Raw genomic sequence first — 16,140 nt, 5'->3', positions numbered from 1 at the left:
TGCGGGCCGGTCGGTCGTCGTGGAGCGCAGCACGAGCGCGGAGGTGGTGCCGAGCCCGTGTTCGCGGACGCGCTGGAGGGGCCCCACCCCACCACGCACCCGCCGCGGTTCCCGCCGCCTCACTCGTCCAGTTCGCGTCCGCCGGCGCGGCCTCGTTCCGGGCGTACGGGTCAAATCTTGATGGCAGCCACGGTCGGGCGGGCCACTCCGGCGGGTGGCCCGCCAGGAGAGCCTGGAGAGGCCTGCCGGTCAGCCGGTGTGGGCGAATCCCCTGCCCGTGCGGTCGAGCGGGTCGGTGGGCAGGCCGAGGAAGCGGGAGCGCAGCGCGTCCCAGGCGGCGAGGCGGGTGAAGTCCGGGACGTCCCGCATGCCCTGACGGTCGGTGAGGAAGGGGTTGGGCAGCAGGACGGTCATCATCTGCTCGTCGCGGCCGTTGAACAGACGCAGCCCCCAGCTGACGGGGGCACCGTCCGACCCGATGCCGCGGTAGAACTCGGCACGGGAGCAGCGGCGGATACGGCCGAGTTCCGGACCGGACGCCGTGTGCTCACCGATGCAGAGGTGGAAGTGCCAGGCGCCGAAGTCGACGGTGGCGTAACCGTCGTTCAGGCTGATGGCGGTCGGTGCGCACGGAGCGCGGACCTCCCAGGCGGCGCCTTCGATGATGGGGCCGAAGTCGATCTGCTGCCAGTGGTCGGTGAAGACAGTGGTGATGAGGTCGAGGAGCGTGGTCTCGTCGGTCGGCAGCACCCAGACGTGCTGGATGCCTCCGGCCGGGGTCTCGACGATTTCCGGTTCCGTGGTGGTCATGGCGGTCCTCTCCGTCAGGGGTGTGGGCGGCGGTCGCGCAGGACGCAGTCGCCGCAGGTGCCCGCGCCCGGGACGCGGTAGTACAGACAGCAGCTGCGGCGGCGGAAGGCGATGCTTCCGTCTGGAGCGGCGGTGAAGGTGCCGGCACCGGTGAGCGGTTCACGGTCGAGCAGGGCGTGTACCAGGGGCACGGGGGAGTGCGGGGAGTGCGGGGCGCAGGTGAGGAGTACCCGCAGCGCTCCGACGAGCGCCGAGGCGGCGTTGCCGCGCAGCACCTGGCGGGACACACCGAACAGGCCGTGGACGGCGTCGGTCAGCGGGCGGAGATTGCGTACGGCGACGGTGTCGTGGAGGGCGGTCACCGTGTCCGTATTCCTCGGCAACTCGCGCGCCGCGGGCAGCCACAGCTCGACCGGACCGGAGCGGGCCTGCCGCCACCACAGCTGAGCGGGGTCGAGATCGGGGACGTGCCCGGTGAGCGCGGCGGAGGCGAGCGCGATCGACCAGAGCCGTGACGCGGCCTGGAGGTGAACGGTGGACGCGGCCACTCGGAGTTCTCCGGTGCCGAGGCGCCGCGCCACGGTCTCCGCGTACCGCTCCAGCGCACGCCCGTCGCCGTACAGCTCGGTCAGTGGCGAAAACCCCTCGGTATCGGGCCGCTTGCCGCACGCCACGGCGAAGTAGGGCCCGACAGCGGCGACCTCCGTCAGACGAGCCGCCGCCGTGCTCACCATGTGCGCACCGCCCGGGTCAGTTCGTGGAACGAGCGCGTGCGCACGACGCCGTCGGCGCCGTGCAGGGTCAGGTTGCCGTCCGCGTCGGCCGCCACCTGAGGGTCGTCACCAAGACCGGCGCGCCGGACGGCCAGACCCTCACGGGCCAGGGCCCGCTCCAGCAGGGGCAGCCGATCGGCCGGGGCGTCCACGGCCACCGTCGTGCGAGCCGGCCGGCGCAGCCCGAAGCTGCCCGAGACGGCGTCGAACGCCAGGTGGTCGGCGTCGAAGGCGGCCGCGACCGCCCCGCTCGCGATCAGGTCCTCGGGTGCCCCGGTGTGCACATGGGAGGAGCGGTCGACCAGCCACACGGCGTCGGCGACGCGCAGGGCGAGTTCCAGGTCGTGTGTGCTGACCACGACGGTGAGGCCCTTGTCGCGGGCCAGGTCGCGCAGCAGCACGGTGAGCGAGACCCGGGAGGGGACGTCCAGGAATGCGGTCGGTTCGTCGAGCAGGACGACGTCGGGTTCCTGGGCGAGCGCCCGGGCGGTGAGCACCCGCTGGCGCTCGCCGTCGGACAGTTCCGCTGCCGGCCGCTCTGCGAGATGACCGGCCCCCACGGCGGCCAGTGCCCAGCGAACGGTCTCGTGGTCGCTGGGTGTCAGACGCCCGGTGAACCCGGTGTGCGGGTGGCGGCCCAGAGCCACCAGCTCCCGTGCCGACAGCAGGCCCGCGTCCACGCGGTCGGTGAGGACGACGGCCAGCCGCCGCGCCAGCGCCGCGGGCGGTTCCTCGGTGATGTGCCGGCCTCCGACGCGTACGCCTCCGAAGAGCGGCGGCAGCAGCCCGCACAGGGTGCGCAACAGGGTGGACTTGCCCGCCCCGTTGGGGCCGAGCAGGACGGTCAACTCCCCTGCCGCCGCATGCAGATCCAGGTCTTCCAGGACCGCGCGCGGCCTGCCTCGTCCCCACACGGCACGGGCCCGGTAGCCGACGGTGAGGCAGTCCGTGGTGAGGCCGCCGGGCTCGGGCGGGGTGTGCGCGGCCGTGGTGGTGCCACTGCGGCCGGGCGCCGTCGTCAGGTCCGTCATGAGGTCACCCCCTGGAGGCCGCGGCGGCTGCGTACCAGGAACGCGATGACGACCGGCGCGCCGAACAGCGAGGTGATGGCGTTCAGGGGCAGCACCGCGTCCGTGCCCGGCGGCTGGCTCAGCAATGCGCAGACCAGGGCGAGGAACGCTCCGGCCAACATCGCTCCCGGCACCAGTACCCGGTGGTCCGAGGTGCCCAGGGCCACCCGCGTCAGATGGGGTACGGCCAGGCCGAGGAAGGCGACCGGCCCGCAGAACGCGGTCGCCGCCCCGGCCAGCACAGACGTGCCGAGCAGTGCGAGCTCCCGGCTGCGCCGGACGTTGAGGCCCATGGTGCGGGCGTAGTCCTCGCCGAGCAGCAGCGCGTTGAGGCGCTTGGTGGTCAGCAGGGCCGCCGCCAGGCCCGTCCCGATCACCGGGAGCATCACCGCGAGATCGGGCCAGGTGGTGGCACTGAAGCTGCCCAGGCCCCACATTACGAACTGCTGGGCGAGTTCGGGCCGGGCGTACACCAGCATCACACTGACTCCCGCCGTGGCCGCCGAGCCGATCACCACACCGATGACCAGCAGGGTGACGGCCGAGCGCACCCAGCGCGACAGCAGCAGTACCAGCGCCAGCACACATCCCGCGCCGAACGCGGCCGCCAGGACCACCCCGACGCGGCCCAGCCCCGCCAGGTCGCCCGTGAAGCCACCGGCCACGCCCCCCGTACCGACGACCACCGCCGCGACACCCATGCTCGCCCCCGAACTCACGCCCAGCGAGAACGGGTCGGCCAGCGCGTTCCGGAACAGGGTCTGCATCTGGACGCCGGCCACGGCCAGGGCCGCGCCCACCGAGACGGCCGTCAGCGCACGCGGCAGCCGTACCTCCTCGACGAGGACGGCCCACCGCGGATCGGCACCGGCGCCGCCGAACAGGACCCGTACCACTTCGCCGAGCGGAACCGGGTACGACCCCAGGGCGACCGTGAGGACGAAGAGCGCGGCCGTGCCCGCGGCCAGCGCGGCGAGAACCCACAGGCGCCGCCGCCCCATCACCGGCGTGCCCGGCACCGGGGCGGGCCTGACGGCTGTCTGCGCCGTCACGGCCGGGGAATCTTCGCGTAGAAGGTGAAGGCGTGGTCCGGTGCCTCGCCGGGGTGGAGGAGGGCGAACAGGTCGGCGAGGACGAGGTCGGGCCGCAGCACCCCGCGCTCGTAGAAGTCGTTGCCGCCCTCCGGGCCGAGGGCCTTGGTGTTGGACCAGACCTCGCCGGTCTTCACGGCGGCCAGCGTGCCGTAGCGCCGGTCCGCCTCGGCGGCGTCGGCGGTGGACTTCCACCGCTCACCCACCAGCCAGGTCTTCGCGTCGCCTCCCTTGGCGTAGACGGCTTCGAAACTGAGCTGGAGGTTCCCTGTGCTCTTGTCGCCCGCCCAGGGGTAGGCGCCGCCCGCGTCCCTGATCAGCTGCCCGAAGTAGCTGCCGCCCGAGGCCATGCTCCACGTGCCCTGGTACATGGTGCCCGGCAGGACCTTGACGGGCTCACCCGTCCGCGCTGCCTCGGCGGCCTTGGCGTTGACCGCCCGGTAGTCCTTCTCGACCGCGTCGAACACCTCATCGGCACGCTTCTCGGCGCCGGTCAGCGCAGCCATCGCCTTGACCCACTCCGCGCGGCCCAGCGGACTCGGCTCCAGCCACTCCGCGTTGGCGACGACGCCGATGCCCGCCTCCCGCAGCTTCGGGTACTGCGGGTCGTCGGTGCCCCCCGTCATCAGCACATCCGGCCCGGCCCCGATGACCTGCTCCGCGTTGAGCGTGTTGTCCTTGGCGAACTCGGCGACCCTGCCCGATGCGACACGCTCACGGACCTCGGCCGAGCTGACGAAGGCACCGTTGCCCACGCCGGTGAGGACGTCGAGCGTCCCGGTCTCGGTCAGCAGCGGCAGATGGGTCGTCGAGGCCGAGTACAGGCTCCTGACCGGGACGGTGATCTGCTGTGCCCCGGCCAGGTCACCGGTCAGCTTCGGCCTGGGGGCCCCGCACTTGACCAGGACGTACGACTCGGGCTTGCCCTGGGGGTAGGGCTCCTTGACGGTGAGGACCTGGTAGCTCTTCTCGTACTCGAGGGTGAAGTTCCTGGCGTGCTCCACCGTGGACTTGACGGGGAAGTAGTCCTTGCCCGGGTCGAAGTCGGAGACGCAGTCGCCGCCCGCGGCCGCCCCGGGGCCCCGGGAGGGCGCCGAGGGAGCGGAGCCGTCGGCACCGCACCATGTGAGGGTGAGGGACAGGGCGAGCAGCGCCGCCGCGGCGGCCGATCCTCGTCGCAAGGGTGTTGCTGGTCGTACGGGCACGACGGCTCCTGGCATGCGTCGGAGCGCACCGGTGCTCCCGGTGCGCGAGGAGGAAGGCCGACCGAGGACTGCGGTCGGCGGAGGCACGGATCGGATTCCGAGCGGCGAAAGGGCCGTTCAGCTGCTCGACGGCATGGCGAGAACCCCAACCCGTCGCGACCGGCCTGCACGGGCAGCCAGAAGCACAGAACTGACGCAAGTACGCGGGCACATGGGTGCCACCGTCCTCTCTCGGGGAGATCCGCCCCGGTACATCGAGGTGCGACGGCGTGAGTGTCCTGACTCGGGATCGAAGCTTCCCCGGCCTTCCAGCCCTCAACGGGCCGTGGCCATGGCGGAGTCGCTCCCCCTACACAGTGGCGGTACCGTGCCGGAATCTCACCGGGCTTCCTCGTTCCGCCGTCGCTTGACGAACCGAAGCATCCCAGAGCGATGCACGAACGCGCCAGCCCACCCGCTGTGCCGAAGGACACGCGAGGGACTGCGGCTCGACCTCTGCACCCGCACGGCACTCGGCCGGCACGGCCGTACTGAGCTGAAGCACTCGGGTAGGGCTGAGTACTCGCGCTCTGGTCGGTCATGGGGTGAGCCAGAACGCTTGGGCCATGCGACAGCGACTACTGAAACTCGTTCCCCAGATGTCGGCGATCCTCGTACTGGCTCTGGTGACGCCGGCGGTGTGGGCTGCCTGGCTGGGCTGGGACCAGCATCGTGACGTGCAACCCGATGGAACGACTACCGGCCCGTACGAGGCGTGGCAGGTGATCGGTCTGGTGCTGACTCTGCTGACACCTGTGTACTGGGCGGCATCCCGGCGTTACATCGCAGGCGCTGTGCTCGGCACCACGGTCGGCCTGACCGTTGCCGCCTATTACGACTGGTCGGACGACTCCAGCGGCCTCTTCGTGATCGGCGTGGGGATGGTCATGGTGGGGAGCCTCGCCGTGACCGCCGCCGGTTCCGCCGTGATCGCCTCTGCGACACGAGACGGACGACGGAGCGCAGCCTGACGTCAGGCTGCGCCGCCCCCGACATGTGCCCGCTCCAAGTGGCATACCGCGAGGACGTGCGGCGGACGCAGCGGCCGGCGTCACCACCAGGGGCGCTGCTGACTGCCGTCGCCGTCCACGTTCGCTCCCTGGTCACCTTCATCAGTGTCGACGGGCTGCCCACCACTCGAGGAAGCGTGTGATGGCCACTGTCACTCGTTCGGATGCGCCCCTCATGCGCGTTTCGCGCAGTCGTGCCCAGGATTGACCACGATGTGTTGTGTCTACTTACAGGGGTAAAGGATCATGCCCACGTTTGTCGCGCTGCTGAACTGGACCGACCAGGGGGTCCGCGGTTACAAGGACACCCCGCAACGCGCCGAGGCCTTCGCCGCAGCGGCACAGAAGCTCGGGGTGAAGGTCCTGAACCTTTACTGGACCGTCGGTCCGTACGACATCGTCGCCGTCGTGGAGGCGCCCGACGACGAGACCGCCACCGCAGTGCTCCTACAGGTCGGCGCGCTGGGCAACGTCCGTAGCACGACCCTGCGAGCCTTCGGCCGGGAGGAGATGGACCGCATCATCACCAAAGCCTCTGGCTGAGGGACTTCCGCGTCGAGGATCTGCCGGCACGAGTGACACGCTCCGGCGGTACGGATCGAGGCCCCTGGATCTGTCCGGGGGCCTTCGTGATGCGCGGTGGATCTGCACCGATGGCCGACATTCCTGTCCACGAACAGTCCACGGACCCCGACATACGGCCGCTCCGGGCGGCATGCGGTTGCACACGCAAGAAGACCCTCGCGTCCACTCCGGCGTTGAGCGCTCCGGAGGCCCTGTGGTGAGGACTGGTCGTGCCTCCTCAGCGCAACTCGCCGACTCGAAGCATCGTTCGTGTGATGCTGCTCGGCGCTCCAGTCCCCAATAGGGGGAAGGGCGGAAGGACTTGGGACCCACGCACATTCGGTCTCCTCCTCGACGTACTACCGGGCCTGGCAGGAAGCCCGGACGCCGGCGCTTCCGCCGGCCGCGGTCGCCTCGCCCCTTGTCCGGCGGCCGTACGACCTCCGGCACTCCGCGCTCTCCACATGGCTCAACGCCAAGTGGACGCCACCGAAGTGGCGAACGCGCCGGCAACAGCGTCGAGGTGCTACTCAGCCGGTACGCCAAGTGCCTCGACAGACGTCAGGATGTCGCGAACCGCCCGTATCGAGGATCTGCTCCGCGCGGAGGAGTGAGAGCCGAGCGAGCTGCGCTCCGAGGCCCCTGGAATCTGCCCAAGGGCGAGGGCTCGCGTACGGGGGACCGGTAGAGCACACCCACCACGATGAGATCAGGAACCCGTTACGGTGACGGGCATGTCTGACACCGACTTCTGGACCTTCCCGCCCGACCGCATAACCCATGGCAGCGGCGCCCGCTACGAACTGACCGTACTGCACCCGCCGTTCACGGTGGACGCCGCGGACCTTCCGCCCAACGACCCGGAGCGGGCGGCAGAGTTCGCTCGCTCACTGGGCACGATCGACGAGGTGATCGAAGACCTCGGCTCCCGTAAGCAGAGCGACACGATCACGGTCGCCACGAGAGCTGATCTGGACCTCGTGCAGGTGGGGGCGTGGGGCAACCTCGTGTCGATCTCCGAGCCGGCGTTCGCGGACGACGGCAATGACATGCCGCTTCTGGCGGAGGCCACTCGGCTGCGGGAGCGCTTCCCCGACGCACTGATCGTGGGCCGGGTAGAGGTGCACTGCGGCGCCGAGCACACCGAAGACCTCGTGTGGCTGCCGGACGGCACCATGTTCCACGCCTGCGGCTGGCCCGGTGACGAACCGTTCGTCGTGACCGGCGACCCGCAGGCGGTGATGTCCGCCCTTGGGATCACGACGGAAGTCCTCGAAGACCTCGACGTGTACTTCGACCTGGACGACGAACCGAACCAGAACGACTGGGGCGCCCTGGCCACGGCCTGCCTCGCGGGCGCGGACCCGTGGGGGAGGGCCGACCTGGACGGCTCCTCGCTGCGGGTGCGGCACAGCGAGTCCGCCACCAGCCACATGGAAGCCCTGTACTTCAGCGACTGACGTCACCTCAACTTCCCTGCTCGTCAATTTAGTTGACACGCCGACATCGCTTTATCCGCTTCTTGCCTGTCGGCGGATGGGGCTAGGGTGGAACGGGCGACGCGTACACGTCACGGGGGCCTCACGCGCCGCCCCGTATCCCCTCAGGCCCCACACGTGAGGGAAGATCACACTTGAACAGAGCACTGCGCATACCCGAGCGGTTGTGTCTGGCAGGCCGTGTTCTGGCCGTGGTCGGGATCGCCCTGGCGGTCACCGTGACCGGTCTGCCCGGAATCGAGACCGACACCGCCACCGCCGCGCCGCGCGCCGTCGCGGCCAGGATCAAGCCCGGCGCGAAGCGCTGCGACAAGAAGAACCTCGGCAAGGAATACCAGAGCACGCCGACGAACTCCGGGTTCCCCAACGACCCCACCGGCTCGAACTTCTCCGCCTGGCAGGGCAACCCGAAGAACTTCAACTATGGCCTGCCCGGCAAGGCGTACGACGGGGTGAAGACGCCGACGGCCGCCGACAAGACCAAGGCCCTGTCCAAGGTCTCGAACGACACGGAGAAGAACTACAAGGCGTGGCAGAAGATCGCGGACAAGTCCGGTGACCCGGAGGACCGCAAGTTCGAGATCTACGCCCGGTACTTCCACAACAAGGAGGGCCTGAGCTTCGACCACTGGTTCGAGCACCGGTTCATCCGCAACCAGACCAACAACCACAAGGGGTCGGCGTTCGAACGTCAGCTCGTCCGTGACTTCCGCCTGGTCGGGCCGGATTGGCTGTGTGAGGTCACCGTCGAGCTCATCGACGCACAGGGCAATGTCGTCGAAACACGCCGGTACGACGCCTACAACAAGAACACCAAGGAGTTCAACGAGTTCAAGTCGAACTCGGAACTCACGAACAAGCAGCTCGCGAAGGACCGGAAGATCGCCCGGTTCATGCCGGACCACAAGTTCCGGTTCACCGGCGGGAAGCCGTTCACCGAGGGCCAGCGCAAGAAGATCGACAACCTGAACCGGTACGTCAACCGGCTACGGCCCGGTCAGACGAACCAGGTTCGCGGTAACCAGCGGCTCTACAACCCCGTACCGCAGACCAAGCCCATCCGGGGATACTCCGACTACCAGCGGTGGTTCGCCCCCGGCTGCCACGGCGGTCAGGGCAGGATGCAGCTCGCTGCCGCGTCCTCGTGCGGCACGCGCGGCCCGCTGAACGACCGCATCAACGGCTCCGGGAAGACCCTGGAAGAGGCCAAGAAGATCCAGGCCGACGCCCGCCGACTCGACCCCCGGGGCACCCTCCCGCGCGGCGGCCCGGGCGGCGTCGACTTCACCACCCTGGAACTGCGGTACGTCGGCGGCCTGGGCAAAGGCAAGGGCATGCAGTACTCCATGCGTGCCGACCAGATGCCCAACCCCGACGAGAACCCCGGCTTCGGCGGCGAGGCGCGCATGCAGCTCTCCTCCGACGCCCTGTTCACCTGGCTCGCGCTCACCCCGGAGAAGTTCTGGGTGAACCTCAACCCGGACCAGCCGGACAAGATCATGGATGCCAAGTTCGGCAGGACCGACGCCGGCCGGGTCCTGCTTGAGGCCGACTACCTGATGAAGGAGGACTTCGCCGAAGCCCTCAACCCGAAGAAGCACGCCGGCGGCAAGCGGTACTGGGACACCGCCCCCCGCCAGAACGGCCTTCCGTGCTTCCCCGGCGTCCGGTTCTGGGCCGAGCCCAAGACCGCCCAGGTCCGAGAGCAGGACGGCGGAATCTACATCCTCGACGCACCCCTGAAGGTGTCCGCCGAGTGGCTCGACATCGAGTGGGAAGCGCCAGGCAGCACTGAGTGCAAGGACCTGACCGACGCGCAGAAGAAGTCGATGGAAGAGAGCGTCCGCGTCAACATCGTTCCCCTCATGGAGGAGCGGGTCAACAACGACAAGCGCTACGCCGACCTGCGCGCCGTCTACACCTCGCGTGTCGCGGCCGAGTACATCCGCCAGCAGGACGCCAAGACGCCGACCGACTTCCGCAAGATCATCAACTCCAACGACGTCGCCGCGTGGCCGCTGCGCGCCCCGCACGACAAGTGGACCCGCGAAGACGTGTATCAGAAGTACATGAAGTCGCTGCGCGAGGGCATCGAGTGGTTCGAGCTGGAGTACGGCGGCAAGGTCTTCAACCAGGGCGTCGGTGGTGTGGACTTCTCCAAGCAGCCGAAGCGGAACATCACCCAGACCCGGTTCAACGTCGAACACCGCACCCTGGACACCACGACGAAGACGTCTCTCCAGTCGGATGACGTGTCCTACCGGGACACCGACACCCTCTACCTCGGCGGCAGCGGCAACATCGAGGCCGGCGGCGGCGAGGGCCCGGGGCCGGACCCCACTCCGACCCCGACGGACGACCCGAAGCCGACCGACCCGCCGTCGACCCCGGCCCCGGACCCGTCCACCCCGGGCGAGGACGGGAAGCCGACCCCACCGGCGAACAGGCCGGACCCGGACGGGGGCCTTGCCGACACCGGCTCCAACACCCCGATCGGGCTGATCTCCGGCATCGCCGCGGCGGTCGCCGCCGCCGGTGCGGCCCTGGTGTGGTGGATGCGCCGCAGGCGACAGGACGCCACCGGCTAGGCTGACCGGCGGCGATCCGCACGCTGAACACGAAAGAGCCCCACCTCCGGGAGCCCTGGGTTCCAGTGGCCGTCGCAACACCCCGGTTCAAGGGGTGCGACGGCCTTCGAGACCCGGGCGGACCGGAACCCGCGCGGGCGCGAGAAGCTGTACCGGAGCGGGAGGCATACTCCCGGCTCGTGCAGCCGGGACACGGCAACGCCGATGCTGCCGGATCGTCGGCGTTGATCGCCGGACGGGCAACAAGTGGCGCAACGGCCGCTCCGGAGAACGGAACCGGAAGCCGGTACCACCGATTTATGTGGTGGTACCGGCTTTTGGCCCGTCCCGGTACCTGCGCGAGGACGAGCGGATCCACGATCCGGGCGGACCGGAACCCGCAAGGGCGCGAAAAGCTGTCCCGGGAGCGGGAGGCATAGCCCCGGCTCGTGCAGCCGGGACACAGCAACGCCACATCGCCGACCGGCTGCGGGAGACCTCGCCTCCCACCCGGACTCGGGGTGCCAGCGCCCCATCGAGGCCGCGACGCTCGCGGCGGCAATCGAGCCGGGCGACTACTTCACCGCCCACGCACAGCACGTCTTCGACGCCATGGGCGCCGACCCCACGCTGGGAGCGGCCCACCCGATCTTCAGTGATGCACGTACGCACCGGGGACGACCGGGACTGTGGACGCACAGATGTCAACTGCCCTGCCCGCACAGGGGGCAGGACACCTCCCCGGGGGATCACCAAAATGACCAAGGAGGAGGCTGAAGCGCAGAAGCTCAGGCAGTGTGGGAGATGCAAGTCATAGGCCGGTGGGTCGGCGAGGACAGAAGTCGGGCGGACCTGAACGCTCCCCATCCGCTCGGGCCCCGCGACCGAGCGCCGACGGACGCGTTGTGCTGCACAAGGAGGAGATGTGGCGACCGAGACTTTCAGCATCGACAAGCGGCCCTTGCGGGATCTGCTGGGGCAGGTCGAGGCGGGGAAGATCCAGTTGCCCGAGTTCCAGCGTGGCTGGGTCTGGCCCTGGCCCAACATCGCGAGTCTGCTGGCCTCGGTGTCCCTCAACTACCCGATCGGGACCGTGATGCTGCTCGAGGGCGGCGGGGACGTCCGGTTCAAGTACAGGCCGATCGAGGGGGCGGTCCCGAGCGAGCAGGTGCAACCGGAGTCGCTGGTTCTCGACGGGCAGCAGCGGCTCACCTCGCTGTTCCAGTCGCTTGCGATGGACAGCCCGGTGGAGACTCAGGACGAGCGCAAGCGCCGGGTGGGTGGCTGGTTCTACGTCGACATGGTCAGAGCACTCGACGAGAACGAGGACCGTGAGGACGCGATCCGTTTTGTCCCACCCGCACGCAAGGTGGTCAACTTCCGAGGTGAGGTGCTGGAGGATTATTCCACACGGGAGTTGGAGTACCGGCACCGCGTCTTCCCGCTGCGATGTCTCTTCGACAACTCCTGGGGCGACGGCTTCGCCCGCCACTGGGGTTTCGCACCGGATGCGATGGAGCTCTGGTACGGCTTCCGGGACGGCTTCATCCGGTCATTCGACCTCTACCACTTCCCGGTCATCGAACTCGGCAAGGGCACCCCACGTCAGGCAGTTTGCCAGGTCTTCGAGAAGGTCAATACGGGCGGAGTCACTCTCACCGTCTTCGAGTTGCTGACGGCGACATACGCTGCCGACGAGTTCGATCTGCGGCGTCACTGGCATGAGTGCCGGTCCGCCTGGGAGGCGCCCGAATACGCCATCCTGCGGGATGTCTCCAACACCGACTTCCTCCAGGCGGTCACTCTCCTCGCCACCGCCGAGCGGCGGCGTCGAGAGGAAGAGGCCGGTACGGACGAAGAGCGCCTGCCGCGCATCGGCTGCAAGCGCAAGGACATGCTCGCGCTGGGCCTGGAGGACTACCGGCGATACGCGCCCGACGTCGTCGCCGGCTTCAAGGCAGCCGCTAAATTTCTGCGCCAGCAGTTCATCTTCGATACGCGTTTCCTTCCGTACGGCACACAACTGATCCCGCTGGCCGCGATCTTCGCCCTCGCCGGCACGGACGCGGAGACCGCGGGTGCGCAGGAGAAGCTGGCTCGCTGGTACTGGTGCGGAGTGTTCGGTGAGCTGTACGGCGGTACAACCGAGACCCGGTTCAACCTCGACCTCCCAGATGTCGTCGACTGGATTCACGGGTCGACGCACGAACCTCGTACGGTCACACAGGCACAATTCGCGGCGAGCCGCCTGCTGACCCTGCGGACCCGGCAGAGCGCCGCGTACAAGGGCATCTACGCGCTCCTGCTCAAGGCGGGCGCCGCGGACTGGCGGACAGGGGAGAAGGCGGAGGTCAGCGTTTACTTCGACGAGGCGATGGACATCCATCACATCTTCCCGCAGGTCTGGTGCCAGAAGAACGGTTACGAGCGCTCCGTCTACAACTCCATTGTCAACAAGACACCGTTGACAGCACGCACCAACCGGATCATCGGCGGCCACGCACCCTCCGAGTATCTGCAGCGTCTCGCCAAGGCGGCCGAGACCAGCCCAGAGGGCGTCGAGCAGCGCATCAGGACACACCTCGCGGACCCCGGGCTGATGCGGGCCGACGACTTCGACGTCTTCTTCGAGGAACGGCGGAAGGTGCTTCAGGGACACATCGCCGCGGTGATGGGTAAGCCGGTGGTTGACGACCACATCCCGGGTCAGCGACCTGAGGCAGCGGTCCGGGCTGCGGAAAACGGGCTGGAAGCCGGCGCCTCAGTTCCTGTGGAGTCGTGACACGCCGGTCCGTGGTCGAACGCCAATCATCTGCTGCCTGGGGACGGACTTCGCGAAGGGATGTCGACGACTTCCGGTCCCCGCCCAGGGGCTGTCTCATCACCGGACAATGGGCCGGGAATCCCAAGTCCGTGACAGGCTGCTCACGGAAATGAATGGGGAAGTCACACGCGACCCGGAAATAATGACCGCACCCAAGGGGAACGCAATAAGAGTCCCCGGACCGACAATCAATAGACGTCGATCCGGGGAACTCGCTTACATCGCGCAACTGGCGGCACTCGGTAATTCAGCTGCAGCGATTCTAATCCCGACCGGCATTGCCACCACGACCCTGCCAATTGCAGATCGCCAATACCGCCGCCGTTCCGACTCCTGCAATTGCAGCTGCGGCCGACGTCTGTTCTGCACCAAGAACCCCCGCGAACACGAGCACACATAGAACTCCGGCCACAGCCAAAACACTGCTGACCAGCAGATTCCGGCGCCGAGTCAGCCAAGGCGGCTGGACCTGCGATGGTTCGGATGGGCTTTCGTGGCCATCCGTCGTAGAATGGGACATGGAGAAGGCTCTCCCTTCCTCAGGGATCTGCGATAAGCCACTCCAGGCGGCCTCCTGTTACAGCAGGGGGCCGCCATTTCCATTCAGGCGGCCTAGGCCATCCGGGTGACCCCGTTGGCTTCCATGGTGTACCCGAGACCCTTCTCAGGCAAACCCACGCACCTCAGCTTACGCCGAATGGTGGGCGCCTATGCTCAGGCCCGTGGAAAACCACTCGTTGCCGCGCACAGCGGCCTTCTTCGACCTGGACAAGGCGGTCATTGCGAAGTCATCGGCTCTGACCTTCAGCAAGTCCTTCTACCAAGGCGGGCTGATCAACCGGCGCGCCGTACTGCGCACTGCCTATACCCAGTTCGCGTTTCTCTCGGGTGGTGCGGAACACGGCTGGATGGAGCGGATGCGCGAGCACCCGAGCATCTACGACGAGGCGGCTTCGCTCATCGAGGAGCATCACACCGCGGGCCGGGACGTGGTCAGCGTCACCACCTCCGGCGCCGAGGTCGTCGAACCGATTGGGCCGCCGACCGGGTGGTGGCCTGACGGCGGCGGTTTCACGGGCGAGGTGGAGTACTACGCGTACGGGCCCACCAAGGCGGAGGCCGTCAGAAAGTAGCCGTAGCGCAGTGGCTCGCAGCCGAGGGATACCCGGCTGCCCGGCTCGTCACGGAAGCCGAACAACCCGTCGTCGTCGACGGTCATCCGGTGACCTTCTGGGAAGGATTGGCCGACGGCGACACGTACGCGAGAGATGGGCGAATTGCTGTGGCGGCTCCATGAATTGGAGCCGCCGACTTTTTCGCTCCCCGAACTCCGGCCCTTCGACAAGGTGAATCAGCGGTTGCGGCGCGCCGGGATCCCGTCGGAGACCCGTGCCTATCTCGCCTCGCTGGCAGATAAGTTGACGAGTGAGTACGACCGGCTAACGTTCGCCCTGCCAACCGGTCACCTGCACGGGGGCTTCAACGTCGGCAACGTCCTGCGTGATGCTGCGGGACACCCGAAGGTTATCGACCTGGACGGCTTCGTGATCGGTCCGCGTGAGTGGGACCTTATGCAGACGGCCATGTACTACGACAGCTTCGGATGGCACACGGAGGCTGAGTACGCCGACTTTGTGGACGGCTACGGCTTCGACGTCCGGAAATGGTCCGGGTATACCGTCCTCCGCAGCGTGCGGTCGTAGACGCGCGGGCCTTTGGCGCCCTCGCCGCAGGAGATCCGCTGCCAGGCGTCGCCGGGTGCTTCGGCTATCAGCTGATCGATGCGCCAGATCCCGCCCAGCGACTTGATCTGTTGGGACTTCGGCACGGCCAGCACATAGCCGACCCCTGTCTCTTCCAGCATCCGGCGGCAGCGCCATTCCTGACCGTAGAGGCTGTCCGCTGTCACCCAGGCAGTGGGAAGAGCCGAGGTCAACGCACGCGCGATCATGACTTTCGCCAGCTCTCCCTTGGTCGCAAACGCCCGTCGTGGGGAACCTTGGCCGCCCGACAGCGGTCCGCATCGTCCGTCCACGACTTCGGCAGATACAGCTCGCGGTCCACCAAAGCCCTGCCCTTGGCTGACGCATAGGCGGCGAACACCCCGATCTGGCAGTTCTCCGTCCGCCCGGCGGTGCCGGAATACTGACGCTGCACCCCAGCAGAGGTGGTGCCTTTCTTCAGGAAACCGGTGTCGTCGATGATCAGGACACCGTCGTCGTCTCCCAGGTTCTCGGCCACATATCGCTGCAGATCGTCTCGGACCTCGTCCGCTTCCCACCGGGCACGATTGAGCAGGTGCTGCAGCCCGCCGGGGCTGTGTTGACCTGCGTACTCGGCCAGCTGCCAGCCGTTCTTCCGCGCCACCGGCCCCCAGCAGCCCACGCCCATACGCCCGCATCCGCCGCCGCAGATCGACCCGCCCGAACCGGTGGTCGACCCGCACCAGCACATCCTCCAGCTCCGCCGCCCATCCCTCGGCCTGATCCCATTCCTCCACGACCAGCTCAACGGGCCGCCGCACCCAGCGTCACGAACTCTCGCAACATGACGCCGTGTCAGCCGATAGGCGCCAGCAAGCCGCCCCTGACCAGCGGAAATAGCAAACTACCGCTGGAGTACTAGTGTCCTGCGCCGGAGATCCGTCGGCAGAAGCGGGCGAGGGATTCGAGGATTTCTTCGGCGGTC

12 protein-coding genes, 2 pseudogenes and 1 riboswitch are annotated in these 16,140 nt (G+C 68.2%); of the genes and pseudogenes, 7 read left to right on the top strand and 7 right to left on the bottom strand.

Features of this window, described 5'->3' with window-relative positions:
• Window positions 1-249 precede the first annotated feature (249 nt).
• Genes IE198_RS30065 through IE198_RS30045 form a run of 5 tightly spaced genes read right to left on the bottom strand, consistent with a single transcriptional unit; the run spans window position 250 to window position 4,964 of the window.
• Window positions 250-810, bottom strand: coding sequence for a DUF7676 family protein (locus IE198_RS30065; RefSeq protein ID WP_189892299.1), 561 nt, complete (start codon window positions 808-810; stop codon window positions 250-252).
• Window positions 811-824: 14 nt separating this feature from the next.
• Window positions 825-1,544: a (2Fe-2S)-binding protein gene (locus tag IE198_RS30060; RefSeq protein ID WP_189892297.1), complete on the bottom strand. Its 720-nt coding sequence runs from the start codon at window positions 1,542-1,544 to the stop codon at window positions 825-827.
• On the bottom strand, window positions 1,538-2,614 hold the full coding sequence (locus IE198_RS30055; RefSeq protein ID WP_189892295.1) for an ABC transporter ATP-binding protein: 1,077 nt from the start codon (window positions 2,612-2,614) through the stop codon (window positions 1,538-1,540). The genes IE198_RS30060 and IE198_RS30055 overlap by 7 nt, the downstream gene beginning before the upstream one ends.
• Window positions 2,611-3,705 carry a FecCD family ABC transporter permease gene (locus IE198_RS30050; protein ID WP_229834486.1) on the bottom strand — a complete coding sequence of 365 codons (1,095 nt, stop codon included), beginning with the start codon at window positions 3,703-3,705 and terminating at the stop codon, window positions 2,611-2,613. Before IE198_RS30050 ends, IE198_RS30055 begins: the two co-directional genes overlap by 4 nt.
• Window positions 3,702-4,964 (bottom strand): ABC transporter substrate-binding protein, encoded by a 1,263-nt coding sequence (locus tag IE198_RS30045; protein ID WP_189892293.1) that lies wholly within the window; start codon window positions 4,962-4,964, stop codon window positions 3,702-3,704. The genes IE198_RS30050 and IE198_RS30045 overlap by 4 nt, the downstream gene beginning before the upstream one ends.
• A 234-nt stretch (window positions 4,965-5,198) precedes the next feature.
• Window positions 5,199-5,383: riboswitch (cobalamin riboswitch) on the bottom strand.
• A gap of 171 nt (window positions 5,384-5,554) precedes the next feature.
• Between IE198_RS30045 and IE198_RS30040 the strand changes: the two genes are divergently transcribed.
• The 6 genes and pseudogenes from IE198_RS30040 to IE198_RS30015 all read left to right on the top strand — a co-directional run.
• Window positions 5,555-5,959, top strand: coding sequence for a hypothetical protein (locus tag IE198_RS30040; RefSeq protein WP_189892291.1), 405 nt, complete (start codon window positions 5,555-5,557; stop codon window positions 5,957-5,959).
• Between the two features lie 285 nt (window positions 5,960-6,244).
• Window positions 6,245-6,541 carry a GYD domain-containing protein gene (locus tag IE198_RS30035; protein ID WP_189892289.1) on the top strand — a complete coding sequence of 99 codons (297 nt, stop codon included), beginning with the start codon at window positions 6,245-6,247 and terminating at the stop codon, window positions 6,539-6,541.
• Between the two features lie 755 nt (window positions 6,542-7,296).
• Entirely contained in the window at window positions 7,297-8,022 is a 726-nt protein-coding gene (locus tag IE198_RS30030) for a DUF6333 family protein (protein WP_229834482.1), read from the top strand.
• Between the two features lie 173 nt (window positions 8,023-8,195).
• Complete coding sequence (locus tag IE198_RS30025) at window positions 8,196-10,649, top strand: hypothetical protein (protein ID WP_189892286.1); 2,454 nt, start codon at window positions 8,196-8,198, stop codon at window positions 10,647-10,649.
• Between the two features lie 904 nt (window positions 10,650-11,553).
• Window positions 11,554-13,410 carry a DUF262 domain-containing protein gene (locus tag IE198_RS30020; RefSeq protein ID WP_189892283.1) on the top strand — a complete coding sequence of 619 codons (1,857 nt, stop codon included), beginning with the start codon at window positions 11,554-11,556 and terminating at the stop codon, window positions 13,408-13,410.
• Between the two features lie 752 nt (window positions 13,411-14,162).
• A pseudogene (locus tag IE198_RS30015) lies at window positions 14,163-14,582 on the top strand (HAD family hydrolase); the annotation flags it as partial.
• Here IE198_RS30015 and IE198_RS36205 read toward each other — a convergent pair.
• On the bottom strand, window positions 14,543-14,671 hold the full coding sequence (locus IE198_RS36205) for a hypothetical protein (protein WP_268246514.1): 129 nt from the start codon (window positions 14,669-14,671) through the stop codon (window positions 14,543-14,545). The pseudogene IE198_RS30015 and the gene IE198_RS36205 sit on opposite strands and share 40 nt — an antisense overlap.
• A 49-nt stretch (window positions 14,672-14,720) precedes the next feature.
• Here IE198_RS36205 and IE198_RS30010 point away from each other — a divergent pair, with 49 nt between their 5' ends.
• Window positions 14,721-15,155 carry a phosphotransferase gene (locus IE198_RS30010; protein WP_229834481.1) on the top strand — a complete coding sequence of 145 codons (435 nt, stop codon included), beginning with the start codon at window positions 14,721-14,723 and terminating at the stop codon, window positions 15,153-15,155.
• On the opposite strand, the pseudogene IE198_RS36960 reads toward IE198_RS30010, so the two are convergent.
• Window positions 15,149-15,952, bottom strand: a pseudogene (locus IE198_RS36960) (IS701 family transposase); the annotation flags it as partial. The gene IE198_RS30010 and the pseudogene IE198_RS36960 sit on opposite strands and share 7 nt — an antisense overlap.
• Window positions 15,953-16,140: the final 188 nt, after the last annotated feature.

It is taken from the genome of Streptomyces xantholiticus (assembly GCF_014651015.1).
Lineage (GTDB): Bacteria > Actinomycetota > Actinomycetes > Streptomycetales > Streptomycetaceae > Streptomyces > Streptomyces xantholiticus.
The sequence above is the reverse complement of the archived record's forward strand: the minus strand, read 5'-3'. Positions and strand labels throughout refer to the sequence as shown.